The sequence below is a fragment of the Arthrobacter humicola genome (genome assembly GCF_039531445.1).
Lineage (GTDB): Bacteria > Actinomycetota > Actinomycetes > Actinomycetales > Micrococcaceae > Arthrobacter > Arthrobacter humicola.
In genome coordinates this window covers 122815-148458 of record NZ_BAAAQB010000025.1, presented here as the reverse complement: position 1 = coordinate 148458, position 25644 = coordinate 122815, and the positions used below count along the sequence as shown (strand labels likewise).

Genomic DNA, 25644 nt, shown 5'->3' with positions numbered 1-25644 from the left:
CTGGCCCGATTCGCGTTACGCGGCAGGGGCTTGCCGGGTTCTAGGCGGCGGCTGCCCGGGGATGCTCTGACGTCGAGCTTCCGTGCGCCATCCGGACCGCGGCAAGGTAGCTGATTCCCGCGATCAGGGGGACCACGCTGGCCGCGGTGAGCGATGCCAGCGGCCCGGACCGCGCGATGAGCGTGATCAGGAGCGGCAGCACGCCCAGGGCCACGAGCAGCCAGCCGGCCAGCGCGGTGCGTTTCAGGCCGAGCACGGCGGCCGGGAATGCCAGCGCGACGACGCTGACGGCTATGACGGGTCCGTTGTCACTGAGGAAGCTGCGCAGGGCCGCCGGGTCGAAGGCGAGCCAGATGCAGGCCGCGATGAAGGCGGAGGACAGGGCGAGCAGCAGGGGAGAGGTCACCGCCGGCCAGAACCACGCCGCGACCGCGAGGAGGAGCATCGGCGCCACCCAGGCGAGCGTTATCAGCGTTCCCGCCGTTCCGCCAGGATCCTGCATGGCGTCGCCACCGATAAAGATTCCCGCGAGGACCGTGAACAGGGCCATGACGGCCGCCCCGGTCCGTGTCAGCGCCGTGGCGCGCCGCTGTGGATCCTTTTCACGTGCAAACACAACACCCATCACGACGGCGACCACAACAATCGCGCCGAGCGCCAAAATGACCGGAACGTTCATGGGATGCCTCCTGCAGACGAACGGGGCTTACGTCCATTGGATTCCTGCCCCAGCGGCTGTGCCAAGGGGAGAAAGGCCCGTTTCACGCTTCACAGCACCCGGCGGCATCGATGTTCCTCTTCGGGGGATTGGTGACCGCCAGCCCCAAGTAGGCCGGCCGGCTCTAGAGACGGTTAAACTCCTGCTGCCACAGTGCCTTATCCCATCTCTCCTGCAGCTTTCGGTCCATGGTCCATTTACTCTCCCATGTGTCGAAGTTGGCTTTGAAGGTGGGCACGTAGTAGTTGGAGCCCTTGCGGCGGGTTCTCTTCTTGAGTCTCAGCAAGAGGCCGAGCAGGATCCACACTGCGGTGAGAATTACGACCAGGAAGAATATCGTCTCCACGGGCAACCAGTCCTCGAAGGGGTTTAGTGCCTCCAGTTTAATCCAACTGGCGCCGGATAACGAAGCGTGCCCCTTCCCGCCGGCAGTGCCACTGCCCGTACCGCTGTCGCACGGACAAGAGTTCTGTTTGCCGGTAGGGAATGATTGCCGGAAATGGCTCCTGAGGCGGAGAGTCGTCTCTTGGCCGGATGCTTAGCGCGTCCACCTTGTAGAGCGAGCGCATCGTTGCGCCGGTACTGCAGTGTGTCTGAACAATGCCGCAGCTTCCGTGCCGTGGCCGACAACTCCCATGCGGGTGATCAGGGAGTAAAACCCCTTTCTCCGGGCGTGTCGCCCGTGTAATAGTGTCGTTATGTTCATTTTCGTGCTAGTGGCGATCGTGCTACTGGTCTTGTTTTGGCAATACATCGTGGCGGGGCTCGGTCTTTGGGTGCTCGTGCTGCTTTTGCGCGCCGTGATCAACTGGACGGTGGCCGACCCGACGCCGGGTTACCGCCGGAAGGCCGTTCAGACCCGGCCCGTGGTCAAGCCTGTTCAGACCCGGCCTGTGCCCGCGCTGAAGCCTGCCCGCGAGCTGCCCGAGCCGGACTATCTGCCCAGGTGGACTGTCAGCCGCCGGCTGGACGCCGGCCGCGAGCATGCCCAGTGGCAGAAGATGTTCGACAACACGGCGCAGTAGAACGCTGCCGAGCCGGCCTCCGGGGCTTCAGAACCTCGGTCCCGTCCAGCGATGCCTCGCGGGCACCGGTGGTGGAAATCGCGCGGCTAAAGTTCGCCGCCATGCTAGCCTTTTGCGCGTTCAAAGCGTGACGTCGTCCCCGCGGTCAGGCAACCGCCCCCTGAAAGTGGGCCTCGATGATTCCTTTGATGTCGTCGTGGCAGCCGCCGCAGCCCGTGCCGGCACGGGTCGCCGCGGAAACCTCGGGCACCGTGGAGCAGCCGTCGGAGGCCGCGGCGGCAATGGCCGTTCCGCTGACGCCGGCGCACCGGCAGACCGTCCGGGCAGGGTCGGCGGCTCCGGGCGATGCGAGCTGGTCCGGCCCGTCCAAGCGCAGCAGCAGCGAGCGGTCAGCGGGGAGTTCGGCGCCGCGCTCGAACAGCTGCACGAGCTCGGCCGAAGTGCGGGGCATACCCACGGCCACGAGACCCTCAAGCACGCCGGCGCGGGTGATCATCTTCACGTGGCGGCCGTGCTCGGGATCGGCCCACTGGGCAATCTGCAGCCGGGCGCGGCCGTTCACTGCTCCCGCGGTGAGGGCTTCCTCGTCCCACGGTTCGGCGGACACATCCCCGGCCACGGCCATGTTCATGCCGCGGGCCTTGAGCACGATCACGCCCGGCAACTCCGCGGCAAGCGCCGGCAATGCTTCCGCCTCGGCAGGAGCGCCGGACGCCAGCAGGGTCAGATACTCGGCGAGCCATTCGGCCTGCCGCCAGCCCGGGCCCACCAGCCCGGACGGGCCGCGCGCGGTCCGGCACTCCACGCATTCGGGGTCCGGGCAACGGACCTCCGCGCAGTCGCCGATCGCAAAGATGTGGGGCTCGTGGTGGGCGCGGAGCTTGTGGTCCACCAGGATTCCGGCGGCCGTGGAGAGGCCGCAGCCTTGGGCCAGTTCGGTCCGCGGCCGGACGCCGCAGGAGAGGACCAGGAGGTCGCCGTCGATCGCGGAACCGTCATCCAAAAGCAGCGCGGAGAAACCGCCGTCGGGGGCGTTGTGCTCGACGCCGGTGGAGCGGGCGTTGCCGGCCACCCGCACGCCGCAGTTCCGCAGCGAAGCCGCGAGCACGGCGCCACCGCCGCGGTCGATGTTCCGGCCCAGGGGATGCGGGCCGTTGTGCACTACGGTGACCGTGGCGCCTTCCTCGGCCGCAGCCAGTGCGGTCTCCAGGCCCAGGACGCCGCCGCCCAGGACCACCACGCGCTTGCCGCCGGCCACCGCCGAGTGGAGCACGGACGCGTCGCGGAGATCGCGCAGGGCTGTCACGCCCGGCGGCAGCACCGGGGCGGCCGGGTCCGGGTTGAGCCCGGTGAGGTTCGGGATGACCGGCCGGGAACCGGTGGCGAAGACCAGCCGGTCGTAGCCCGGGGTGGATCCGTCGGTGAGGACAACCTGCTGGCGGGCGCGGTCCACGCGCCGGACGCGGACGCCCAGCCGGACGTCGACGCCGTCGGCCACCAGCGCGGCCGGGTCCGCGAGGGCCAGGGCGGCCTGCGTGGTCCGTCCGACGCCGAGATCCGCCACGAGGACCCGGTTGTACGCGGCCTCGGACTCTTCGCCGATTACCGTCAGGTGCGCGATGCCGCTGCGCACGGCAGGCAGCAGCTCGTCGATCAGCCGGGCGGCGACAGGCCCGAAGCCCACCACCACAATCCGCTCAGTCATGAGGTCTCCTCTGCTTGAAGAACGCGGGCTTGAACACCGCTGTGATCACCGGCCGGGACGTCCCCGGACACTGCCGGGCGAATCCACACGTTGCTGGTCTTGAACTCAGGCATCCCGGAAATGGGGTCCGTGGCCGCCTCGGTGAGCCGGTTGGCGCTCTCGAGTTCCGGGAAGTGGAACGGCAGGAACACCGTCTCCGGGCGGATGTCCGTGCTGAGCTCGGCACGGCAGCTGACCTCGCCGCGCTCATTGGAAATCGAGACGTAGTCGCCGTCTGCGATGCCCTGGGCGGCGGCCGCGGCGGGGTGCAGCTGCAGCCGCGCCTCCGGCCGGGCCTCGACCAGCGCGGCCACCCGGCGGGTCTGCGCCCCTGACTGGTAGTGCTCCATGAGACGGCCGGTGATCAGCGTCATCGGCTTGCCCAAATGATCAGCGCTGCCGCGCTCCGCCGCGGACGCGGAGCCCCGAGAAACAGAACGACGCCGGGGCGTCACCGCCGTAAAGACGGCCCGCCCGTCCGCATGGGCAAAAGCGTCCAGAAAGAGTCGCGGCGTGCCGGTGCCACCCGACGGGTACGGCCAGTAGGCGGCCTCGCCGCGGTCCAGCATGGCGTAGTCGATTCCGGAGTAGTCGGCCAGGCCGCCGGAGGACGCGAGCCGGAGTTCCTCGAACACCGTCTCCGGGTCCTCGCTGAAGGTGGAGGGTGCGTGCAGGAGCTCGGCCAGGCGGGTCATGATCCACAGCTCGCTGCGGACACCGGGCGGGGGAGTGAGGGCCCGGCGGCGGCGGAGCACGCGGCCTTCGAGGTTGGTGAGGGTTCCCTCTTCCTCGGCCCACTGGGTCACGGGCAGGATCAGATCCGCCTCGGCGGCGGTTTCGGAGAGGAAGAAGTCGCACACCACGAGGAAGTCCAGGCTGCGCAGGCCCTCGATCACGGCGTTGGCGTCCGGGGCGGACACCGCCACGTTGGCGCCGTGCACGAAGAGGCACCGGACGCCGTCGGGCTGTCCCAGGGACTTCAGGAGCTGGACGGCGGGGAGGCCGGGACCGGGGATCAGGGTTTCGGGCACACCCCAGACCTTTGCCATGTAGGCGCGGGCGGCGGGGTCGGTGATTTTCCGGTAGCCGGGGAGCTGGTCGGCCTTCTGGCCGTGTTCCCGGCCGCCCTGGCCGTTGCCCTGGCCGGTGAGCGTGCCGTAGCCGCTGCGCGCGGAGCCCGGCAGGCCCAGCAGTAGCGAGAGGTTGATGGCGGCCGTGGCGGTGTCAGTGCCGTCGACGTGCTGTTCGACGCCGCGGCCGGTGAGGATGTAGCTGCCGCCCTTGCGGGCGCCGTCGGCCAGCCGGCGGGCGGTGTCGCGGATCAGTCCGGCCGGGACGCCGGTGATCGACTGGACCCGTTCCGGCCAGAAGCTTCCGACGCTGCGGACCACGGCGTCGTAGCCGGCGGTCCGTTCCGCGATGAACGCGGCGTCGGCCAGGCCCTCGTGGATCACCACGTGGGAGATGCCCAGGAGGAGGGCGAGGTCGGTGCCCGGCAGGGGCTGCAGGTGCAGGCCGCCGCCGTCGGAGGTAAACGCGGCGGTGGCGGAGCGCCGGGGGTCGACGACGATCAGCCCGCCGGCGTCGCGTGCGCCTTGCAGGTGCTGGACGAAGGGCGGCATGGTCTCGGCGACGTTGGAGCCGAGCATCAGGATAGTGCTGGCGGCGTCGAGGTCCGCGAGCGGGAACGGCAGCCCGCGGTCCAGGCCGAAGGCGCGCATGCCGGCCGCAGCCGCGGAGGACATGCAGAACCGTCCGTTGTAGTCGATCCGCGAGGTGCCCAAGGCCAGCCGGGCGAATTTGCCGAGCTGGTAGGCCTTCTCATTGGTGAGACCGCCGCCGCCGAAGACTCCGACGGCGTCCGCTCCGTGTTCGGCGCGGGCCTTCTTCACGGCGGAGACGATCCGCATGAGCGCCTCGTCCCAGCTGACCGGGCGGTGGACGCCGTCGTCGTCCTTCAGCAACGGTTCCGTGACGCGGCCCGGGTGGTCCAGCAGTGACGCGGAGGTCCAGCCCTTGCGGCACAGGCCGCCGCGGTTGGTGGGGAAGTCCCGGCCGTTCACAGTGAGGAGAGGCCCGTTTGCGGGTGACACAGCGGCGGCGGGTGCCGGCGCCGGTGCGGCGTCAACGGGGTCTGACCCCGGCTGGGGAGCCGGGGTCAGAGCCGCTGGAGAGGTGAGCGTCATGGCGCACTGCAGGGCGCAGTAGGGGCAGTGCGTGTCGGCGCCGGCGGTCATGTTAGACGTGTCCCATCGCGTTTCGGTTGGCGTTGCGGATGTAGCAGAACCAGCAGACGGCCAGCATCAGGACGTATGCCCCGACGAATCCGTAGAAGGCCGAGGTGTAGGAGCCGCTGGCGGTGTTGGAGGCGTTGAGCACCTGCGGGATGATGAATCCGCCGTAGGCACCGATGGCCGAGATCAGGCCGAGCGCCGAGGACGCGAGCCGCTGGGTGGTGTGCGTGCTCGCCCCGGAGCGGGCGGCCCGGCTGGAGGTGGCGAAGATGATCGGGATCATGCGGTAGGTGGCGCCGTTCCCGAAACCGCTCGCGGTGAACAGGAGCAGGAACAGGAACAGGAAGAGCCAGAAGTTCTTCATGGGCAGCGTCCAGAGCATGGTCAGGGTGATGACGGCCATGGCGGCGAAGGCTGCGACGGTCATGCGGGCCCCGCCCATCCGGTCCGCCATGCGTCCGCCGTAGGGGCGGGCCAGGGAACCGACCAGCGGGCCGAGGAAGGCCAGGGACAGGGCCACGGTGCCGACGGAGATCGAGGAGAATGCCGGGAAGTAGTCCTTGATGAGCTTGGGGAAGACGCCGGCGAAGCCGATGAACGAGCCGAAGGTGCCGATGTACAGCAGCGCCATGATCCACAGGTGCGGTTCCTTGAGCGCCGCCAGCGAACCCGCGACGTCGCCCTTGGCGCTGGTGAGGTTGTTCATGTACTTCCAGGCGCCGAAGGCGGCCAGCAGGATCAGAGGAACCCACATGAACCCGGCGACGGGCAGGTTCACGGTGCCGGCTGCCAGCAGGGTGATGGCGATCGGCACGGCCAGTTGTGCGACGGCGGCGCCGAGGTTTCCTCCGGCGGCGTTCAGGCCCAGGGCCCACCCCTTTTCCCGGGCCGGGTAGAAGAAGGTGATGTTCGCCATCGAGCTGGCGAAGTTGCCGCCGCCGAATCCGGCCAGGGCCGCCACGAAGAGCATGACGCCGAACGGGGTGGCCGGGTTGGCGACGCACAGGCCCAGTCCGATCGTCGGGATCAGCAACAACAGTGCGGAGACGATGGTCCAGTTGCGGCCGCCGAAGCGCGGCACCATGAAGGTGTAGGGGATCCGCAGCGTGGCGCCCACGAGGCTTGGCATGGAGATCAGCCAGAAGATCTCGTTGGTGGAGAACTTGAAGCCTGCGGCGGGAAGCTGGACCACCACGATCGACCACAGCTGCCAGACCACGAATCCCAGGAACTCGGCGAAGATGGACCAGTTCAGGTTGCGACGGGCGATCGAGCGGCCGGCCGATTCCCACTGTTCCTTGTTTTCCGCATCCCAGTTGGCGATCCAGCGGCCGGGCCGGTGCTCGAGGGTAAGGGTGTCGGCAGTGCGGGCGGCGCCGGCATCTGCGGTGCCGATTTCGGCGGTGCGTTCAGCAGTCACTTAGGAGACCTCCTTGGGGGGTGTTGTCCTTCAACGGTAGGTACGCCGCGTTTCAGGGACGGTCGCGGTTTATTAACGTGCTGTGACGTTTGCCTATCGGGGCTTATGTGACGGTGTGAGAATCGCTGTGACGACCACCACGTGAGACGAACCAAAATGTCCAAATAGTGGAACGTTTGTCCATTGGGTGGACGATGGGAACTATTATCAGACATATACGAATCCCTAGCCGGCGGCCCGGGGCATCGGGCCCTGGGGAACATCCGTCCGGTCATCATGAAAGCGTTACTACATGTCCTCCACTGCAACCTCCGCGGAGCATGGGTCTGCCAAGCAGGTGAACTCGCGCGGCCGCGTGATCGTCGCCAGCCTGATCGGCACCACCGTCGAGTTCTACGACTTCTACGTGTACGCCACCGCCGCCGTGCTGGTCTTCCCGAAGCTCTTCTTCCCGGGGCAGAACGAGACCACGCAGCTCCTGGCATCCTTCGCCGTGTTCGGCGTCGCGTTCATCGCCCGGCCGCTCGGCTCGATCGTCTTCGGCCACTTCGGTGACAAGTTCGGCCGCAAGGGCACGCTCGTGGCCTCGCTGCTGACGATGGGCATTGCCACCTTCCTGATCGGCTGCCTCCCGACGGCGACCGTTCCCGGCTGGACCTTCTGGGCCCCGGCCCTGCTCGTCGTGTTGCGCTTCGCCCAGGGCCTTGCCCTTGGCGGGGAGTGGAGCGGCGCGGCGCTGCTCGCCACCGAGAACGCCCCGGCAAACAAGCGTGCCATCTACGGCACGTTCCCGCAGTTGGGTGCGCCCATCGGCTTCATCATCGCCAATGTGCTCTTCCTGATCTTCAGCTACACCCTGACCCCGGCGGCATTCGAGGCGTGGGGCTGGCGCGTGCCGTTCCTGGCCAGCGCCGTGATGGTGATCATCGGCCTCTACGTCCGGCTCAAGCTGATCGAAACCCCCGCCTTCACCAAGGTCCTCGAATCCAAAGAGGTCGCCAAGCTGCCGCTGGCACGGGTCTTCAAGACCAGCTGGCGCCCGCTGATCCTCGGCACGTTCATCATGCTCGCAACCTATGTGCTCTTCTACCTGATGACCACATTCACGCTGACCTACGGGACCCGGGCGGCCAGCCTGGACGCGGCGAAGGCCGCCGCCGTAAAGGCCGGCAAGCCGATGACCGATGCCGCCGCCGCGGCATTCGTGCCGGGTCTGGGCTACACCCGGAACGACTTCCTCTGGATGCTGATCGCCGGCGTCGTCTTCTTCGGCATCTTCACGCTGGTCTCCGGCCCGCTGGCCGAGAAATTCGGCCGCCGCAAGATGCTGATCGCCGTGACCTTCGGCATCCTCGCCTTCGGCCTGCTGTTCGTTCCGCTGTTCAGCGCCGGCTTCGTGGGCGCCATGGCACTGCTGGTCATCGGCTTCTCGCTTATGGGCCTGACGTTCGGCCCCATGGGCGCGCTCCTGCCGGAGTTGTTCCCGACCAACGTCCGCTACACCGGCTCCGCGATCAGCTACAACGTCTCCAGCATCCTTGGCGCGGCCGTGGCTCCGTTCATCGCCGTCTGGCTCTGGGAACTGGCGGGCGGCAGCACCGTGCTGGTGGGCGTCTACCTCGCCTCCATGGCCGTGCTGACACTGATCGCCCTGTTCGTGAGCAAGGAAACCCGGGACCTCGACTACGAGAACAATGTAGCCTGACGTTCCAGGCCTGCCGCTGACGGAAATGCCCGGCGTGTTCGCTGAACACGCCGGGCATTTCCGCGTCCGGCACTTCCTTATCTCATCGGTCCGTCCCTGGTGACTGCCGGCGGGACTAGCTCGCGTAGCGCTCGACGAAGTTCCGGAGGATTTTCATCGGTTCGGTGGCCGCGAACTGCCGGGCGTCCTCCATCAGCATCTCGGCCGATTCCGGCGGGAAATATCCGGCATGGCGGTAGATGTCGATCCTGGTGATCAGCCCCTCGGCGTCGAGTTCAGGATGGAACTGGGTGGCGTAGAGGTTGGTCTTGATCCGGAACATGTGCACCGGGCAGGCGGCCGAACTGGCCAGGAGCACCGCGTGGGCAGGCAGGACGGTGCAGGCTTCCTTGTGGCCGGTGAAGGCCGTGAAGCTCTCCGGCAGCCCGCGGAGGAGGGGATCCACGAGCCCCTCCTCCGTCAGCTTGATGGTGACGCCGCCCAGGCCTTCACCGTACGTCCGGTCGATCACGGCGCCCTGGTGCCGGCCCAGCGTGCCCACCCCGTAGCAGGCGCCCAGGAACGGGAAATCCTCAGCGACGACCCTGTCCAACAGCGCGGCGAGCTCACGCTCCACCCGGTGCTGGGTGTCGGTCTTGTGCTCGGAAGGGTCGCTGGAGGTGAACGGGCTTCCGCCCACAATCACTCCGGAGTAGCGCGACAGCTCCAGCTCAAGCAGCGGTCCGGCTTCCATCCGGACGCGGTGCAGCTGCCCGGGTTCCAGTCCGCCGTAGCGCAGGTAGGCCCGGTATTCGTCCTCGGCGGCCTCGTCCTCGGCGCGGGAGGCGAGGAGCAGAAATGGCTTCACAGACCAAGTTTGCACGGGCGGGACGCGGGGGCGCCAGAGGCGCGCCTGCGTCCCGCCCGGGGGATGCTGAGGGCCGAAGCTACTCGGCCGCGCCGTCCTCGATCAGGGCGATGATGGCGCCGGCGGAGACCGTCTCGCCGGCAGCGGCGGAGAGGCCGATGACGATGCCGGCGCGGTGCGCGGTGAGCGGCTGCTCCATCTTCATCGCTTCGAGCACGACGACGAGATCGCCTTCAGCGACGGCGTCGCCCTCGGCGACGGCCACCTTCACGATGGTGCCCTGCATGGGCGAGGTCAGCGCGTTGCCGCTCGCGGCCACGGCTGCGCCGCCGCTGCGGAGGCGCTTTTTGGCCTTGGCCGGCTTGGCGCCGGCCGTGGTGCTGACCGAGCCGAGTGATGCGGGCAGGACGACTTCCAGGCGCTTGCCGCCGACCTCGACGACGACGCGCTGGCGGTCTCCGGCGTCGGCCGCTTCAGCCTCGGTGCCGGTGGGGGCCCAGGCGGGAATGTCGTTGACGAAGGCGGTCTCGATCCAGCGGGTGTGGACCTTGAAGGGGCCCTCGGCCGGTGCGAAGTCCGGGTTGGAAACCACCGCGAGGTCGAACGGGATGACGGTGGGGATGCCTTCCACCACCATCTCCTCGAGCGCGCGCCGGGACCGCTGCAGGGCCTGGGTGCGGGTGGCGCCGGTGACGATCAGCTTGGAGAGCATGGAGTCGAAGTTGCCGCTGATGACATCGCCCTGCTCCACGCCGGAATCGATGCGGACGCCGGGGCCGGTCGGGTTCTTGAGCGTCGTGATGGTGCCGGGGGCGGGCATGAAGTTCCGGCCCGGGTCCTCGCCGGTGATGCGGAATTCAATCGAGTGGCCGCGGACTTCCGGGTCCCCGTAGCCGAGCTCCTCGCCGCGGGCCAGCCGGAACTGTTCGCGCACGAGGTCGATCCCGGTGACCTCCTCGGAGACACAGTGCTCTACCTGCAGGCGGGTGTTGACCTCAAGGAAGGAGATGGTGCCGTCCTGGCCGACGAGGAACTCGCAGGTGCCCGCGCCGAGGTAGCCGGCCTCTTTCAGGATGGCCTTGGACGATTCGTAGAGGCGCCGGTTCTGCTCCTCCGTCAGGAAGGGGGCGGGGGCCTCCTCGACGAGCTTCTGGTTGCGGCGCTGGAGCGAGCAGTCGCGGGTGGAGACGACCACAACGTTGCCGTAGGCGTCGGCGAGGCACTGGGTTTCGACGTGCCTCGGGGCGTCCAGGAAGCGCTCAATGAAGCACTCGCCGCGGCCGAAGGCGGCGGTGGCCTCGCGCACGGCGGATTCGAAGAGTTCGGGGATTTCCTCGCGGGTGCGGGCTACCTTGATGCCGCGTCCGCCGCCGCCGAAGGCCGCCTTGATGGCGACGGGCAGGCCGAACTTGTCCACGAAGTCGAGGATTTCCTCGGCGGAATTGACCGGATCGGCGGTGCCGGGGACCTGCGGGGCGCCGACCTTCTCGGCGATGTGGCGGGCCTGGACCTTGTCGCCCAGGGCGGAGATCGCCTCGGGGGAGGGCCCGATCCACGTGATGCCGGCGTCGATGACCTTGGCGGCGAAGTCGGCGTTTTCGGCCAGGAAGCCGTACCCCGGGTGGATGGCGTCCGCGCCGGACTGGCGGGCGACGTCGATGATCTTGTCCATTACGAGGTAGGACTCAGCGGCGGTGTTGCCACCCAGCGCGTAAGCCTCGTCGGCGAGCCGGGCGTGCAGCGCGTCGCGGTCAGGATCCGCGTACACGGCCACCGAGGCGATGCCCTCATCGCGCGCGGCGCGGATGATGCGCACCGCAATTTCTCCGCGGTTGGCGATCAGCACTTTGCTGAGCGGGCGGCTGCCCTCTGCTGCAAGTGACTGCGTTGATCCCGGCACGGTGGTTGCGGACTGCTCCGAATTTGCTGACAAGGCGTCTCCTTCTTTCCTTCAGGGAGCCTAGCGCGGTTTTGAGGGTTCCGCCGATATTACTTGCGGATTCCGCGCGTAAACGGCCCTTCCTTTGTAGGGTTGCCACAAAGGGCGGCGAATTGGCTCATTCCGCCGTCGCTGGCCGTCCCTCTGCTCTCACTCGGCACGGACGTCCGCCGGGTCAATGGCCCCGCCCGTCCAGAGCTCGGTGATTCCCACATTTGCCTGGCTGAGCAGCGCCCGGAGCGTGGAAATGGAAAGCCCGACGACGGTGTGGGGGTCGCCGTCGACCTTCCGGATGAACGCCCCGCCGTAGCCGTCGATCGTGAAGGAGCCGGCACACTGGAGCGGCTCGCCGGTGGCGATATAAGTCTCGATCTCCTCGGCGCTCATGTCCATGAAGTGCACCTCGGCCGAGGACACCGAGCCCAGCGTGGCGCCGGAGCCCCGGGCGGTGATGTCCCCGCCGCCGTCGTCTGTGTTTCCGCCGTCGGTGTCGCGGCAGTCCACGAGCCAGTGCCCCGTGTGCAGGACGCCCATACTGCCGCTCATGCGGAGCATGCGCTCACGGGCGACGTCGGCCGTGTAGGGCTTGCCGTGGGCCTCGCCGTCGAACTCGAAGACTGAATCGCAGCCGATGACGAGGGCGCCGTCGGCCTCAGGCAGCGAGGCGACGGCCTCGGCCTTGGCCCGGGCGAGCAGGAGGGCGGTGTCATGCGGGTCCGTCACGCCGTAGTGGGCCTGGACGGCGTCCTCGTCCACGTCGGAGACAAGGACCTCGTGCCGGATCCCGGCGTGGCTGAGCAGCTTGGTGCGGGCGGGGGACTGGGAGGCAAGAATGAGGCGGGTCACTGATCCAGCCTAATCCACAGCAGCTCAGCAACGCGGAGTCACTTACGGCCCATCCGGAGGCCTCCAGGGGCGCCAGGTAGCGCCGTCTGTTAGCCCTCGGCCGGGGCGAAAGACTCTGGCTGCGGATACTTGCTCATGGTGTGGTTGCCTCGGGACACTACAGAGAATCGAGCAGCCCATGACCGGATGGCTAGTGGCAAGCGTTGGCACCGTTGGGGACGGAACATATTTTGGCTGGGACGGCTTCACCATCCAGTCGGGAAACCTGGTAGTGATCGTCGTGATGATCATCCTGTTTGTCCTGGCTCTGGTCCTGCCTTTTCCCGGCGGGAAGCGGCGGAAATGACCGCCCAGGCGACACCGGGGCCTGGCACTCCGGTCGAGGAACCTGACGCCCACACCTGGACGGGCAGAGCCCGCCGGTGGCTCCTTAAGAAGCTTCCTCCGGACAAGCTCTTGCCCGAGGACCAGCCGAGCTATGTGGCATCCTGGGCGTACGTCTTCGGCATGGGGGCGATCGCTTCACTGCTGTGGATCGTCATTTCGGGGATCGTGCTGGGACTGAACGGACCCCAGTGGTACCACGTTTCATCGCTGGGGCACTTCGTCAACAGCACCCATCTGTGGAGCGTGGAGCTCTTCTTCATCTTCATGGTGGTGCACCTGTGGCTGAAATTCTGGATGGCGGCCTGGCGCGGGGGCCGGGTCCTGACCTGGATCACCGGCGTGATCTCCTTTGTCGTTTCCATCGTGGCGGCCTTCACCGGATATCTGCTCCAGACGAACTTCGATTCCCAGTGGATTGCCTTCGAAGCCAAGGACGCGCTGAACGCGGTCGGAGTAGGCGCCTGGTTCAACGTCGCCAACGTCGGGCAGCTCTTCACCTGGCACATCACACTGCTGCCCCTGGCCGTGGGCGCCGTGGTGATCCTGCATGTCCTGCTGGTACGGGTCCACGGCGTTGTCCCTCCGCTTGAGGCCGCGGAGTCCGACGCCCAGCTGCTTCACAACCGCCCCGAGCCCGCGGAACTTCCGGAGCCCACCGCACCACCGGAGACCGCGGAATCCGGGGGCGCAGTGCGATGACCAGGAAAACCAACAGCATGTCTTGGCGGAAGACGGACGACGTTGCCAGCCGGCCCTGGACGGGCAGCGTCCGCGAATATGACCTCATCAAGGAACTGATCATCGGTGTTGTGGTGGTCGGGCTGCTCGTGCTCGGCGTATCCGCCCTCTTCGGGTCCCCTGATGAGCCCAGCGTCAGCTTGAAAGCGTGGGCCACGGCCGCCCCGGCGGATTTCGTTGGCACCGCGGCAAAAGAACTGGCCGGTACCAGCGACTCTGCGGGGTACGGCCCGCCCTACAACTCGACTCCAGGTGCGTCGCAGACGATCGGCCCCGTGGACCTGCAAAGTCTCTCCGGCGTCCGCCTTCCCGTAGACACCGCCAATGACTTCGTGATCGTCCCGCTGGCGACGCTGCCGTCTCCGCCGGCAGACCTGGCACGTTGGATGGCGGCCACGGATCAGCAGCGCTCAGGCTGGGCAGCCGCCTATTCCGACGCCCTCGCCGCCGCGCCCGATAACGACCCCGCCAAGGTAGCCGACGGCGATTACGGCCCGGTCCCCGCGCTGACCGGCGCGTTGCTCGACATGGCGCGCCAAGGCAATTTGGACGGCGTGCTGCAGAACGGCGGAAACTTCTACAACACGGACTACACGCGCAGCCTCCTGTTCCTGGGGGACGGCAGCTACTTCCCGGGTCTCGCAGCAAGCCAACACCTCTCCGGGGATCAGTGGGGCGTCATGAACGAAACCGGCGATACGCCGGGGCAGTCCTGGTTGTGGCTCTTCTCGCTCCTTTACCAGGTGGAACCGTTCAAGTCCGCCCCGAATGCCGATGCGCTGGTTGTCGTCACAATGTTCGTGCTCACGGCATTGCTGACCCTGCTGCCGTTCATCCCCGGTCTGAGGTCGCTGCCGCGTTGGATCCCCCTTCACCGCTTGGTCTGGAAGGACTACTACCGCAATCGCTGAGTGACCCCGCGTTGCTCTAGCGGGCGGCGCATTACCGTCGTACCGCGCTGGCGAACGTCAGCGTGCTGCGACCTCTTCAGACTCGGCTTCGGGCTCGGCCTCAGTGGAGGCCGACGCGGCGTGTGCCGGCTGGTGGAGCTTGGCGCCCTCGACATCGACGTCCGGCAGGATCCGGTCCAGCCAGCGGGGAAGCCACCAGGCCTTCTCGCCGAGCAGGTACATCACGGCGGGGACGATCGTCATGCGGACCACGAACGCGTCCACCAGCACGCCGAAAGCCATGGCGAAGCCCAACGGCCGGACCATGTTCAGGTGCGAGAAGATGAAGCCGGAGAACACGCTGACCATGATGATGGCGGCGGCGGTGACCACGGACGCGGCATGGCTAAAGCCGGTGCGGACCGCGTGCTTGGCCGATTCACCATGCATGAACGACTCGCGCATGCCCGAGGTAATGAAAACCTGATAGTCCATGGCCAGGCCGAACAGCACGCCGATCAGGATGATCGGCAGGAAGCTCAGCACGGCACCCGGATTCTCGACGCCGAACACGCCCCCCAGCCAGCCCCACTGGTAGACGGCGACGACGGCACCGAACGCGGCGGCGAGCGAGAGCAGGAAACCGCCGGTGGCCAGCAGCGGCACCCAGATAGAGCGGAACACGAGCAGCAGGAGGATCAGCGAGAGGCCCACCACGATTGCCAGGTACGGCGGCAGCGCGTCACCGAGCTTGGTGGACACGTCGACGTTGCCGGCGGTCTGCCCGGTGAGCCCGATGCTGACCCCGGTGGAGTCCTTGATCTGGGCCTTTTCGGCCCGGAGTTCGGAGACGACCTGGACCGTGCTCGCGCTGGCCGGACCCTCGTTCGGGATGACCTGGAATACGGCGGTGCGGCGGTCCTCGCTCAGGGCCAGGGGCACGGCGGCGGTGACGTTCTCGGTCTTGCGCAGGATGTCCGCGACGTCGAACTGCTTGGCCGTGGCGTCGGTTTCGCTGAGTCCTTCGGGGAGGTCGCCCACCACGATGATCGGGCCCGTCATGCCCTCGCCAAAGCTTCGCTTGGTCACGTCATAGGCCCTGAAGGCTGGCGAGGCGACCGGCTCGGAGCTGGCATCGGGCAGGGCAAGCCGCAGTTGGCTCGCCGGCAGCGCCACGATGCCCAACAGCAGGACGCCGGCCAGCAGGGTCAGGACCGGGTGCCGGGTGACGAGGCCACCCCAGCCGTGGGTGCTGCGGCGTTCGTCGCGGGCCCGGTCCTCGGTCTCGTGGCCCGGGGCGGCGTTGTGCTTCTCTGCCTTGGCCCAGGCTCGCTTGGAGATCAGTTTCCGGCCCACAAGGGAGAGGACGGCGGGCGTCAGGGTCAGGGCAACGACGACGGCGACGGCTACCGTCGCGGCGGCCGAGAGACCCATGACGGCCAGGAACGGAAGGCCGGGGACCACGAGGGCTGCGAGGGCGATGATGACAGTAAGGCCAGCGAAGAGCACAGCGTTGCCGGACGTGCCGGTGGCCAGCGCCACGGATTCCTCGGGGTCCATACCGCCGAGCAGCTGGCCGCGGTGGCGGTTGACGATGAACAGGGAGTAGTCGATCCCGACGGCAAGGCCGAGCATCAGCGCCAGCATCGGGGAGATGGAGCTCATATCCATGGCGCCGCTGAGGGCGAAGGTGCCGCCCACACCGACGGCGACGCCGACGATGGCCATCAGCAGCGGAAGCCCGGCAGCGATCAGGGTTCCGAGCATGATGATCAGGACCAGGGCTGCCACCGCGATGCCGAGAATTTCGGCGGTGCCGAAGATCTCGGAAATGTCCTCGCTGATCTCCTTGCTGGGCAGGGCGGTCACATTGGCGGCGGAAACCTCCTTGACGATGTTCTGGACTTCCTGCCGGACCTCAGGCTTGAGGCCGTTGATGGAGGTCTTGAACTGGATCTGCGCGATCGCGGCCTTGCCGTCCTCGGAGACGAAGCGCAGGCCCTTCGATGCCTCCAGCTGACGTGTGCCCAGGGCCAGCTTTGCCTGGCCGGCTTCCAGTTCCTTGGTGCCGGCGTCGAGCTTTGCCTGACCTTCGGCGAGGGCCGCCTTCTGCTGGCCGAGCTGCGCCTCGATGACGGCGGCCGGCATGCCGGCCGCCGTCATCTGCTGCTCGGCAGCGTCAAGCTTGGCCTTTCCTGCGGCCAACTCGGCCGCGGCCTGGTCCAGCCGGGCTTTGCCGGCAGCGGACTGCTCCTTGCCCGCGGCGAGGTCGGCGGCGGCCTTGTCCAATTGCGCCTGGGTGGCAAACGGGTCAACTGTGCCCTGGACATCGGGTAGCGTCTTCAGCTTTGCCAGCGCAGCCGTGACCGCATCCTTTCCGGCCTGGCTGAACTGGGCATCGTTGGCTTCGAACACGACGCTCGCGGAGCCGCCGGAGGACGAGGGAAGCTCGCTCTTGAGCTTGTCCGCCATCTGCTGGGTTTCGGTGCCGGGAATCTGGAAGTTATTGGACAGGGTGCCGTGGAAGGCGGCTGCCGCACCACCGACGGCCACCATGATGGTGAGCCAGAGGGAGATGACGAGCCAGCGGTGACGGTAGGAGAACTTGCCGAGACGGTAAAGCAATAGGGCCATGTCAGTGCCGATCTGGGGAAGGGGTGGCGGGGGAGTGGGAAGCGAAACCGGAGCCCAGCAGGCCCATGGATTCGATCAGGAGCTGGCGCAGGACGGACAGGGAATCCGGGCTGAGGTCGCCGCCGCAACGGGCGAACCACACGTCCAGGGCTGCTTTGCCGCAGGAGATGACCGAACCGGCGAGGGCACGCAGATAGAGTTCGTCGATGTCGTGGCCGGCCGTCCGGGCAAAGCGTTCGCGGGCGGCCTCGATGATTTGTTCGGTGCAGTGGTCCCAGGCTTCCAGTTCGGAGCGGCTGAGCTGGGGATTGGTCTGGCCCAGGCTGTAGATCTCGGCTACCGGTGCAACCGTCATGGGATCGGCCAGTTCAACGAGGGCTGCCCGCGCCGAGTCCAGGATAGGTTCGTCGGCCGGACGCAGCCGGAACTGCTGGAGCGCCGTGTCCAGAAATCCGAATGTCACCGAGGCCAGCGCCGCCTCGGTGCTGCCGAAGTAGTTGAAGAAGGTGCGGCGGGATATCCCGGCGGCGTCGGCAATGTCCTCCACCGTGAAGTTTCCGGGGCCCCGCGACCGGAGCAGGTTTAGTGCGGCATCAGTGATGGCCTGCCGGGTGGCCGCCTTATTTAGTTCGCGGCGTGACGGGACGCCGGGTTCACCGGATGCGGCAGCCTGGCCGCCGGCAGAGGATGGTAGTGAAGACACGCCCTTACACTACGTGCATGTTTGCACTCTGGGCAAGTATTTTCAGGGCTTGAGGCTCAGGGTTTGAGTTCGCCGGCCGCGTCGCCGGAGCCGGTCAGGTAGATCGACTGGCCCGTCGCTCCGGGCTCGTTGTGTGAGAGTGGAATGGCAAAGACGGCCGTGCCGTACGCGCAGATCTCCGTCCAGTTGGGCCCGATCGCTGACGTGTCGAAGCGCATGGCGACGATGGCGTTGGCGCCGCGCTGCTCGGCTTCGGAGACCATCCGGGCCATGACCTGCTGCCGGCTGTCGTAGAGCGCCCGGGTCATTTCCCGGACCTCGCCGCCGCCCAAGGAACGGAAGCCCGCCATGACCTGGGCGGTGACGTCCCGGGAGCGGACGGTCAGGCCCATGACTTCGCCGAAGACGGCGTCGATCCGGTGGCCCGGGATGTCATTCGATGTGACGATCAGCATGCCCAGAGCCTATCCATTTTGGGGCCTGGGCGAGGGCAGCCATGCAGCGGGATTCACGTCTGCGCCAGGGCCGGGATCCGTTGCCGGATTCACAGCAGGATTCACAGGAACCTGAAAGCTGGGAGACAGCTATCTCTGCTCAGGCGGGTGCAGACTGGAAACGCTGGTGGTACCGACTTCCCAAGGAGAGCCGTCAGCAACAAAAAGCCGTCACCGCGCGGCAGATCCAGGAGACACACATGTCACGCACAACCAAAATCGCGCTCGGCCTTGGGGCCGCGGCGGTGGCACTCGGCGCCGGGCTCGGAGTCGCCGGGATGGCCTCTGCCACGACGACGCCGAGCCCCACCCCGTCCCCCAGCTCCAGCGCCCCGGGTGGCACCTTTTCCGACGGGCACGGCATGCACGGTGGGCGCCACGGCCATGGACCTGCGGGCGCCGAGCTCGGCACCCGTGTCAAGGACCTCGCCGCCAAACTCGGCGTTGACGAGGCCAAGGTCACCGACGCCCTGAAGGCCTTCCGCGACGCGAACAAGCCGACCACCCCGCCGGCCGAAGGGCAGAAGCCGGACCGCGCCGCGATGGAGAAGGCATTGGCCGCATCCCTGGCGAAGTCCCTTGGCATCGATGAAGCCAAGGTCACGGCCGCCCTGGAGGAAATCCGGACCGCGGAGCAGGCCCAGCACGCGGCCGCGCTGAAGCCCCGGCTGGACCAAGCCGTCAAGGACGGCACCCTGACCCAGGCTGAAGCGGATGCCGTCACCAAGGCGGCGGAAAAGGGCGTGATCGGCGGGCGCTAAGGGCCAGCCCCCTCTAGCCCGGTCAACGGCAGAAACGGCGAAGTCTCCGGGAAATTCCGGGGACTTCGCCGTCGCACTTTGCCTGTCCGACCGGACCGGCTAGGCCGTGGCGTTCGCCAGTTCGCGCTCCGCCGTCGGCCGCGCTGAGGCCGGATCAGCATCCGGCGCGGCCACAGCGTCGGCGGAAGCGTCGGTGAGGTCGTCGCTGAACGGATCGCCGTTCCGCGGCGCGTTGTAGAGGGTCTCGTTCAGGATGCCCTGGCGCTTGGCCACGATTGCAGGAATCAGGGCCTGACCGGCCACGTTGACGGCGGTGCGGCCCATGTCCAGGATCGGGTCGATCGCCAGCAGGAGCCCGACGCCGGCCAGCGGCAGTCCCAGCGTGGAAAGCGTCAGCGTCAGCATCACGACGGCGCCAGTGGTGCCGGCGGTCGCGGCCGAGCCGAGCACGGACACCAGCGCGATCAGCAGGTACTGGGTGAAATCAAGCTGGATGCCGAAGAACTGGGCCACGAAGATCGCAGCGACGGCGGGGTAGATCGCGGCGCAGCCGTCCATCTTGGTGGTCGCGCCCAGCGGCACCGCGAAGGAGGCATAGGCGCGCGGGACACCCAGGCTCCGTTCGGCCACCCGCTGGGTCAGCGGCAGCGTGCCGATCGAGGAGCGGGAGACGAAGGCCAGCTGCACGGCGGGCCACACGCCGGAGAAGTACTGCTTGACGGACAGGCCGTGGCTGCGGATCAGGACGGGGTAGACCACGAACAGCACCAGCGCCAGGCCGATGTAGATGGCCACCGTGAACTTGCCGAGTGAGCCGATGGTGTCCCAGCCGTAGACGGCCACGGCGTTGCCGATCAGGCCGACGGTGCCGATCGGCGCGATCCGGATGATCCACCAGAGGACCTTCTGGATGACGGCGAGGGCGGAGGCATTGAGGTTTAGGAACGGCTCGGCGGCCTTCCCCACCTTGAGTGCGGCGATTCCGACGGCGATCGCGATCACCAGGATCTGGAGCACGTTGAAACTGACCGCGGTGGTGGCCACGCCGTCGGTGACGGTGGTGGTCGCGCCCAGGCCCAGGAAGTTCTTGGGGAAGAGCCCGGTGAGGAAGGCCCACCAGTCGCCGGACTTGCCGGCGTACTTGGCTTCCTGGTTGATGCCGGTGCCGGCCCCGGGCTGCAGCAGCACGCCGAGTCCGATCCCGATCAGCACGGCGATCAGCGAGGTGATGGCGAACCAGAGCAGCGTGTTCCAGGCGAGCCGGGCCGCGTTGGAGACCGCGCGCAGGTTGGAAATGGAGCTGACGACGGCGGTGAAGATGAGGGGAACGACGGCGGTCTGCAGCAGCGATACGTAGCTCGAACCAATGGTCTGCAGGGTGGTGCCGAGGGCATTGGGGTTCGCCTTGGTGCTGCCCGTGTACTTGGCGAGAAGGCCAAGGCCGAGGCCCACGATCAGCGCGGCGATGATCTGGAAACCGAACGAACCGGCCCATTTGGGTAGCTGGAACCCGGTCTTTCCAGCGGATGCGGGGGTGCTTGTCTGAATGCTCACCGGAACACGCTAGGACCAGCGCCGATAGCACGGCGAAAGGATGTTGAGAAATATTACGCGGCAAGTTGTTAGGTCCGGTCGCGCAATCCCAGGAAATACGCCGGAAGACTACCCGATTGTGAAGTTATTCCAACCTCCGGTGTGGCCTTTATCTCCCCTGGGGGACGGTGGGGTGTTCGAGCGAGCACGCCTGGGCCCACGCCATCTCCCTGGCCGGGCTTGCGAGGCTAGGGAGATGGCGGGAGGATGGCTGCTCCCGGGAACCGCCCTACCCCAGCAGCGCGCGCTTGAGGGTGTCGAGGCCCACCGAGCCGATGTTCAGGGCCTTGGTGTGGAACGCCTTGAGGTCGAAGCCGGGGCGGGATTCAAGCTCGGCCCGGATCTGCTCCCACAGCCGCTGGCCCACCTTGTAGGAGGGTGCCTGTCCCGGCCAGCCGAGGTAGCGGGTGAACTCGAACTTCAGCTGCCCCTCGCTGATCGGCAGGTTGGCGCGGAGGAAGTCAAAGCCGTTCTCCGGGGTCCAGGTGCCCGACCCCCAACGCTCGGGCACCTCCAACTCCAGGTGCACTCCGATGTCGAACACCACGCGGGCGGCCCGCATGCGCTGCATGTCGAGCATGCCCATGTGGTCGCCCGGATCCTTCAGGTAGCCCAGTTCCTGCATGAGCTTCTCGGCATAGAGGGCCCAGCCTTCGCCGTGGCCCGAGGTCCAGCACACGCTCCGGCGCCACTTGTTCAGCAGCTCGCGGCGGTAGGTGGCGGTGGCGACCTGCAGATGGTGGCCGGGCACTCCCTCGTGGTAGACGGTGGTGGTTTCGGCCCAGGTAGTGAAGGTGTCCTCACCGGCAGGCACGGACCACCACATCCGGCCCGGACGGCTGAAGTCCTCCGAGGGGCCGGTGTAGTAGATGCCGCCTTCATCGGTGGGGGCGATCTTGCACTCCAGCGTCTTCATGACGTCCGGGATCTCGAAGTGGACGCCGGCGAGCTCCGCCACGGCCTTGTCGGAGAGTTCCTGCATCCAGGCCTGGAGGGCGTCGGTGCCCTTGAGCTGGCGGGCGGGATCGTTGTTCAGGATCTCCTTGGCTTCCTCGATCGTGGCGCCGGGCCGGATTTCCCCGGCCACCCGTTCCTGTTCGGCGATCAGGCGGTCCAGTTCCTGCACGCCCCACGCGTAGGTTTCCTCCAGATCCACGGTCGCGCCGAGGAAGGACCGTGAGGCCAGCGCATAGCGGCTGCGCCCGACGGCGTCCTTGGCCGGGGCGACGGGCAGGAGTTCGGACTCGAGGAATCCCGCAAGCCGGGCGTAGGCCACCCGGGCGGCCGCCGTGCCGGCGTCGAGCTTGGACTGCAGTTCCGGCGGGAGCGGGCCGTCCGCAGTCGTGGCGCCGGCCGTGAGGTTCGCGAAGAAACCGTCGTCGGCTGCGTGTTTGGTGGCCTGCTCGATCACGATCGATACCTGGCGGGCTGCGGCCACCTTGCCGTCCTGCATCGCCGAGCGCAACGATTCGATGTAGCCGTCGATCGCGGCGGGGACGTTGTGGGCCCGGCCGGCGATGTGGTCCCACTGATCGGCCGTATCCGTCGGCATGAGGTCGAAGATCGCGCGGATGTCCTGCGACGGCGAGGCGATGTTGTTCAGGTCGGCCGCGTCCCAGCCCGATTCGTGGATTTCCAGCTGCAGGCCCAGCCGCTCCCGCATGGCGTCGAGGGTGACGGCGTCGACGTCGTCCACCGGCTCCAGACCGTCCAGCGCCGCGAGTGCCTCGCGCGCCGCGGCCGCGAATTCCTCGTGTCCGGCGGGGGAGAAGTCCGGGTATTCGGTCTCGTGCCCGGGCAGGCCGAGCTCGGTGGCGAAGCTCGGGTTAAGCCGGATGAGGGTGTCCGTGTAGGCGTCGGCGACGGCGTCAATAGCTGTCTGCTGGCGCGCGGGGGCCGAGTTGTCTGAGGCTATGGTTTCGGTAGTCACCCGACGAGACTAGCCCGGCCGTCGCGGTTATGAAAGACTCGCTGAACTTTTTTCGGTGGCGGCCCAGCCGGGCCGCTTGGCCGAACGGCTAGCCGAGGCTGCGGCGCCAGGCGTCCGGACCCGGCTTGGGCGCGAGCCGCAGCTGCTGCCGGCGGACCCAGTGCCGGACGCCGGGAGCTTCCGGTGCCGCCTGCGGGGCCTGCCCCATGGACAGCACGACGGCGGTCAGCGCCGCCAGCTCCTCCGGCGTCGGCTCGCCCTTGACGACGGAAAGCAGTGCCGGCGACGCATCGCTGCCCGGCTGCTCAGCCGGTTCCAGCGGTTCAGCGGGTTCGTGCACGGGGGTCACAGCGGGATGTTCCCGTGCTTCTTGGCGGGCAGGGCGGCCCGTTTGTCCCGGAGGGCGCGCAGCCCCTTGATGATCTGCACCCGGGTCTCGGACGGGGCAATAACCGAGTCCACGTAGCCCAACTGGGCCGCCTGGTAGGGGTTGAGCAGCTCTTCCTCGTACTGGCGGATCACCTCGGCACGTTTGGCCTCGACGTCGCCGCCGGCCTCGGCCACCGCGGCGAGTTCACGGCGGTACAGGATGTTGACCGCGCCCTGGGCGCCCATGACGCCGATCTGGGCGGTGGGCCAGGCGAGGTTGAGGTCCGCGCCGAGCTTCTTGGAGCCCATCACGATGTAGGCCCCGCCGTATGCCTTGCGGGTGATGACGGTCAGCTTGGGCACGGTGGCTTCGGCGTAGGCGTAGAGCAGCTTGGCGCCGCGACGGATGATGCCCTGGAACTCCTGGTCCTTGCCCGGCAGGAAGCCCGGGACGTCCACCAGGGTGATGATGGGGATGTTGAAGGCGTCGCAGTGCCGGACAAAGCGGGCGGCCTTTTCCGACGCGGCGATATCCAGAGTGCCGGCGAACTGCATGGGCTGGTTGGCAACGATGCCGACCGTGTGGCCCTCCACACGGCCGTAGCCGATGATCACGTTCGGGGCGTAGAGGGACTGCATCTCCAGGAAGTGGGCGTCGTCCACGATCTGCTCGATGACCTTGCGCATGTCGTAGGGCTGGTTGGCCGAGTCCGGGATCAGGGTATCGAGGGCGAGGTCGTCGTCGTCGATCTCCAGCTCCTGCTGGTGGTCGAGCACCGGGGCCTCGGCGAGGTTGTTGGAGGGCAGGAAGTCCAGCAGTTCGCGGACGAACTCCACAGCGTCGGCCTCGTCGGAGGCCAGGTAGGTCGAGGTGCCGGTGTTGGCGTTGTGCTGGCGCGCGCCGCCCAGGGTCTCCATGTCCACGTCTTCACCCGTGACCGTCTTGATGACGTCCGGGCCGGTGATGAACATGTGCGAGGTCTTGTCCACCATGACCACGTAGTCGGTCAGAGCGGGGGAGTAGGCCGCACCGCCGGCCGAGGGGCCCATGATGAGGGAGATCTGCGGGACCACTCCGGAGGCGTGGACGTTGTTGCGGAAGATGTCCGCGAACATCGCCAGGGAGGCGACGCCCTCCTGGATGCGGGCACCGCCGCCGTCGAGGATGCCGACCACCGGGCAGCCGTTGCGCAGTGCAAATTCCTGGACCTTGACGATCTTCTCGCCGTTGACCTGGCTCAGCGAGCCGCCGTAGACGGAGAAGTCCTGGCTGTAGACGGCCACCGGGCGGCCGTCCACGGTGCCGTAGCCGGAGACGAGGCCGTCACCCAGCGGCTTCTTCTTCTCCATGCCGAACGCGGTGGAGCGGTGCACGGCCAACGCGTCGAACTCGACGAACGAGCCGGCATCCAGCAGGAGGTCGATGCGCTCGCGGGCGGTTTTCTTGCCGCGTGCGTGCTGCTTGACTACTGCCTCCGGGCCGGAGGGCTGCTCGGCACGGGCCTGGCGGTCGCGGAAATCTGCAAGCTTTCCCGCAGTCGTGGTCAGATCGTGGCTCATCAAGTGTCTCCGGCTCTGTTGCTAGGTTGTTCGGTGCCCGGCCCGCTGGCTCCTTTGGCTGGAATCCACAAAAGCAGGGCTCTGCTGGCAAGTCTAGTGACGGTATTGGCCGGTGCCGCTGTAGGGAACCTACAATTTTCGCGCCGCAACGCTCCCGCGCCTCCTTGTTACCGGCCAGTAACATTGGTCGGCTAGAGTGGGCTCATGACTTCAAGCAATGATGCTTCGGGCGCCGCTGCAGGGCCGTACCAGGCCGCCGGTTCCCTTCAGGACCGCACCATCCTCATCTCCGGGGGCAGCCGCGGCATCGGGCTGGCCATCGCGCTCCGCGCGGCCCGGGACGGCGCCAACATCGTCCTGATGGCCAAGACCGGACAGCCCCACGCCAAGCTGGAGGGCACCGTCTACACCGCCGCCGAACAGATCGAGGCCGCCGGCGGTCGGGCGTTGCCGCTGGTGGGCGATGTCCGCAACGACGCCGACGTCGCCGGCGCGGTTGCCGCCGCCGTCGAACGCTTCGGCGGGATCGACATCGTGATCAACAACGCCTCGGCGATCGACCTGTCCAAGACCGACGCCCTGGACATGAAGCGCTACGACCTCATGCAGGACATCAACGTCCGCGGCACCTTCCTGATGAGCAAGCTGGCTCTGCCCGCGCTGCGCGAGTCAGAGGCCGGGCAGATCCTGACGCTCTCGCCGCCGCTGAACCTGGACCCCAAATGGGCCGGGATGCATTTGGCCTACACCATGGCCAAATACGGCATGAGCCTAACCACTCTGGGCCTGGCCGAGGAGCTCAAGGTGGACGGCATCAGCGTCAACTCGCTCTGGCCCTGCACCTTGATCGACACCGCCGCGATCCGCAACATGCCCGGCGGCGACATGATCGTCAAAGGCGCCCGCGGCCCGGAGATCATGGCCGACGCGGCCCACGCCGTGCTGACTGCCAGCAACGCGATACCGGAATCCGGCAGCTGGAGCGGCAACTTCTACACCGACGAGCAGGTTCTCGCGGCGGCCGGCGTGACCGACTTCAGCCCGTATAGCCTCGGCGCGCCAGAGGGCAGGCTGGTCCCGGACATCTTCCTCTGAGCTTGCTGAGTG

General features: G+C 67.5%; 22 protein-coding genes. 7 read left to right on the top strand and 15 right to left on the bottom strand.

Annotated elements, in window-relative coordinates:
- Positions 1-40 precede the first annotated feature (40 nt).
- Together ABD243_RS07940 and ABD243_RS07935 are read right to left on the bottom strand one after the other, a co-directional pair.
- Positions 41-679, bottom strand: a complete 639-nt coding sequence (locus ABD243_RS07940; protein WP_344364042.1) for a hypothetical protein — start codon at positions 677-679, stop codon at positions 41-43.
- Positions 680-842: 163 nt separating this feature from the next.
- A complete protein-coding gene (locus ABD243_RS07935; RefSeq protein WP_116766085.1) occupies positions 843-1064 on the bottom strand; it encodes a hypothetical protein in 222 nt (73 codons plus the stop codon).
- 352 nt (positions 1065-1416) lie between these two features.
- Between ABD243_RS07935 and ABD243_RS07930 the strand changes: the two genes are divergently transcribed.
- Entirely contained in the window at positions 1417-1743 is a 327-nt protein-coding gene (locus ABD243_RS07930; protein ID WP_344364040.1) for a hypothetical protein, read from the top strand.
- 145 nt (positions 1744-1888) lie between these two features.
- Here ABD243_RS07930 and ABD243_RS07925 read toward each other — a convergent pair whose 3' ends face one another.
- Genes ABD243_RS07925 through ABD243_RS07915 form a run of 3 tightly spaced genes read right to left on the bottom strand, consistent with a single transcriptional unit; the run spans position 1889 to position 7117 of the window.
- Positions 1889-3448 (bottom strand): FAD-dependent oxidoreductase, encoded by a 1560-nt coding sequence (locus ABD243_RS07925; protein WP_344364037.1) that lies wholly within the window; start codon positions 3446-3448, stop codon positions 1889-1891.
- The gene (locus tag ABD243_RS07920) at positions 3445-5724 is read right to left on the bottom strand and encodes a molybdopterin oxidoreductase family protein (RefSeq protein WP_344364035.1); all 2280 of its coding nucleotides are present in this window, start codon (positions 5722-5724) and stop codon (positions 3445-3447) included. The genes ABD243_RS07925 and ABD243_RS07920 overlap by 4 nt, the downstream gene beginning before the upstream one ends.
- 1 nt (position 5725) lies before the next feature.
- Entirely contained in the window at positions 5726-7117 is a 1392-nt protein-coding gene (locus tag ABD243_RS07915) for an MFS transporter (protein WP_116766128.1), read from the bottom strand.
- Between the two features lie 316 nt (positions 7118-7433).
- Between ABD243_RS07915 and ABD243_RS07910 the strand changes: the two genes are divergently transcribed.
- Positions 7434-8846 (top strand): MFS transporter, encoded by a 1413-nt coding sequence (locus ABD243_RS07910; protein WP_116766089.1) that lies wholly within the window; start codon positions 7434-7436, stop codon positions 8844-8846.
- Between the two features lie 115 nt (positions 8847-8961).
- Here the strand turns inward: ABD243_RS07910 and ABD243_RS07905 are convergent, their stop codons facing one another.
- The 3 genes from ABD243_RS07905 to ABD243_RS07895 all read right to left on the bottom strand — a co-directional run bounded on the left by ABD243_RS07905 (position 8962) and on the right by ABD243_RS07895 (position 12478).
- Positions 8962-9693, bottom strand: coding sequence for a glutamine amidotransferase (locus ABD243_RS07905; RefSeq protein WP_344364031.1), 732 nt, complete (start codon positions 9691-9693; stop codon positions 8962-8964).
- A gap of 79 nt (positions 9694-9772) precedes the next feature.
- Entirely contained in the window at positions 9773-11626 is a 1854-nt protein-coding gene (locus ABD243_RS07900; protein ID WP_425547156.1) for an acetyl/propionyl/methylcrotonyl-CoA carboxylase subunit alpha, read from the bottom strand.
- 156 nt (positions 11627-11782) lie between these two features.
- Positions 11783-12478 carry a Maf family protein gene (locus tag ABD243_RS07895; RefSeq protein ID WP_344364028.1) on the bottom strand — a complete coding sequence of 232 codons (696 nt, stop codon included), beginning with the start codon at positions 12476-12478 and terminating at the stop codon, positions 11783-11785.
- A 178-nt stretch (positions 12479-12656) separates the two neighbouring features.
- Here ABD243_RS07895 and ABD243_RS07890 point away from each other — a divergent pair, with 178 nt between their 5' ends.
- The 3 genes from ABD243_RS07890 to ABD243_RS07880 are packed head-to-tail and all read left to right on the top strand — an operon-like array spanning position 12657 to position 14514.
- Positions 12657-12824 (top strand): hypothetical protein, encoded by a 168-nt coding sequence (locus ABD243_RS07890; RefSeq protein ID WP_344364026.1) that lies wholly within the window; start codon positions 12657-12659, stop codon positions 12822-12824.
- On the top strand, positions 12821-13564 hold the full coding sequence (locus ABD243_RS07885) for a cytochrome b N-terminal domain-containing protein (RefSeq protein ID WP_344364023.1): 744 nt from the start codon (positions 12821-12823) through the stop codon (positions 13562-13564). The genes ABD243_RS07890 and ABD243_RS07885 overlap by 4 nt, the downstream gene beginning before the upstream one ends.
- A 17-nt stretch (positions 13565-13581) precedes the next feature.
- The gene (locus ABD243_RS07880) at positions 13582-14514 is read left to right on the top strand and encodes a hypothetical protein (protein WP_344364020.1); all 933 of its coding nucleotides are present in this window, start codon (positions 13582-13584) and stop codon (positions 14512-14514) included.
- Positions 14515-14571: 57 nt separating this feature from the next.
- Here the strand turns inward: ABD243_RS07880 and ABD243_RS07875 are convergent, their stop codons facing one another.
- From ABD243_RS07875 to ABD243_RS07865, 3 genes are read right to left on the bottom strand one after another with little or no spacing between them, the layout of a single operon-like run.
- Positions 14572-17127, bottom strand: coding sequence for an MMPL family transporter (locus tag ABD243_RS07875; protein ID WP_344364018.1), 2556 nt, complete (start codon positions 17125-17127; stop codon positions 14572-14574).
- A gap of 1 nt (position 17128) precedes the next feature.
- Positions 17129-17830, bottom strand: coding sequence for a TetR/AcrR family transcriptional regulator (locus ABD243_RS07870; RefSeq protein WP_344364014.1), 702 nt, complete (start codon positions 17828-17830; stop codon positions 17129-17131).
- Positions 17831-17886: 56 nt separating this feature from the next.
- A complete protein-coding gene (locus ABD243_RS07865) occupies positions 17887-18285 on the bottom strand; it encodes a YbjQ family protein (protein WP_116766095.1) in 399 nt (132 codons plus the stop codon).
- 239 nt (positions 18286-18524) lie between these two features.
- Between ABD243_RS07865 and ABD243_RS07860 the strand changes: the two genes are divergently transcribed.
- Positions 18525-19085 (top strand): Clp protease N-terminal domain-containing protein, encoded by a 561-nt coding sequence (locus ABD243_RS07860; protein ID WP_344364010.1) that lies wholly within the window; start codon positions 18525-18527, stop codon positions 19083-19085.
- A 99-nt stretch (positions 19086-19184) separates the two neighbouring features.
- Here ABD243_RS07860 and ABD243_RS07855 read toward each other — a convergent pair whose 3' ends face one another.
- The 4 genes from ABD243_RS07855 to ABD243_RS07840 form a co-directional block, all read right to left on the bottom strand.
- On the bottom strand, positions 19185-20639 hold the full coding sequence (locus ABD243_RS07855; RefSeq protein ID WP_344364007.1) for a dicarboxylate/amino acid:cation symporter: 1455 nt from the start codon (positions 20637-20639) through the stop codon (positions 19185-19187).
- Between the two features lie 268 nt (positions 20640-20907).
- The gene (locus ABD243_RS07850) at positions 20908-22608 is read right to left on the bottom strand and encodes a DUF885 domain-containing protein (protein ID WP_425547155.1); all 1701 of its coding nucleotides are present in this window, start codon (positions 22606-22608) and stop codon (positions 20908-20910) included.
- 88 nt (positions 22609-22696) lie between these two features.
- Positions 22697-22948, bottom strand: coding sequence for an acyl-CoA carboxylase subunit epsilon (locus ABD243_RS07845; RefSeq protein WP_175460409.1), 252 nt, complete (start codon positions 22946-22948; stop codon positions 22697-22699).
- 5 nt (positions 22949-22953) lie between these two features.
- A complete protein-coding gene (locus tag ABD243_RS07840; protein ID WP_344364005.1) occupies positions 22954-24537 on the bottom strand; it encodes an acyl-CoA carboxylase subunit beta in 1584 nt (527 codons plus the stop codon).
- A 204-nt stretch (positions 24538-24741) separates the two neighbouring features.
- Here ABD243_RS07840 and ABD243_RS07835 point away from each other — a divergent pair, with 204 nt between their 5' ends.
- Entirely contained in the window at positions 24742-25632 is an 891-nt protein-coding gene (locus ABD243_RS07835; protein WP_344364002.1) for an SDR family oxidoreductase, read from the top strand.
- Positions 25633-25644 lie beyond the last annotated feature (12 nt).

Excerpts from the sequence above, each read along its gene's own strand:
- ABD243_RS07920 (WP_344364035.1), bottom strand. The coding sequence starts at position 5,724 with ATGACCGCCGGCGCCGACACGCACTGCCCCTACTGCGCCCTGCAGTGC.
- ABD243_RS07940 (WP_344364042.1), bottom strand. The coding sequence starts at position 679 with ATGAACGTTCCGGTCATTTTGGCGCTCGGCGCGATTGTTGTGGTCGCC.
- ABD243_RS07835 (WP_344364002.1), top strand. The coding sequence starts at position 24,742 with ATGACTTCAAGCAATGATGCTTCGGGCGCCGCTGCAGGGCCGTACCAG.
- ABD243_RS07910 (WP_116766089.1), top strand. The coding sequence starts at position 7,434 with ATGTCCTCCACTGCAACCTCCGCGGAGCATGGGTCTGCCAAGCAGGTG.
- ABD243_RS07885 (WP_344364023.1), top strand. The coding sequence starts at position 12,821 with ATGACCGCCCAGGCGACACCGGGGCCTGGCACTCCGGTCGAGGAACCT.
- ABD243_RS07860 (WP_344364010.1), top strand. The coding sequence starts at position 18,525 with ATGTCACGCACAACCAAAATCGCGCTCGGCCTTGGGGCCGCGGCGGTG.
- ABD243_RS07840 (WP_344364005.1), bottom strand. The coding sequence starts at position 24,537 with ATGAGCCACGATCTGACCACGACTGCGGGAAAGCTTGCAGATTTCCGC.
- ABD243_RS07880 (WP_344364020.1), top strand. The coding sequence starts at position 13,582 with ATGTCTTGGCGGAAGACGGACGACGTTGCCAGCCGGCCCTGGACGGGC.
- ABD243_RS07875 (WP_344364018.1), bottom strand. The coding sequence starts at position 17,127 with ATGGCCCTATTGCTTTACCGTCTCGGCAAGTTCTCCTACCGTCACCGC.
- ABD243_RS07930 (WP_344364040.1), top strand. The coding sequence starts at position 1,417 with ATGTTCATTTTCGTGCTAGTGGCGATCGTGCTACTGGTCTTGTTTTGG.
- ABD243_RS07865 (WP_116766095.1), bottom strand. The coding sequence starts at position 18,285 with ATGCTGATCGTCACATCGAATGACATCCCGGGCCACCGGATCGACGCC.
- ABD243_RS07890 (WP_344364026.1), top strand. The coding sequence starts at position 12,657 with ATGACCGGATGGCTAGTGGCAAGCGTTGGCACCGTTGGGGACGGAACA.
- ABD243_RS07925 (WP_344364037.1), bottom strand. The coding sequence starts at position 3,448 with ATGACTGAGCGGATTGTGGTGGTGGGCTTCGGGCCTGTCGCCGCCCGG.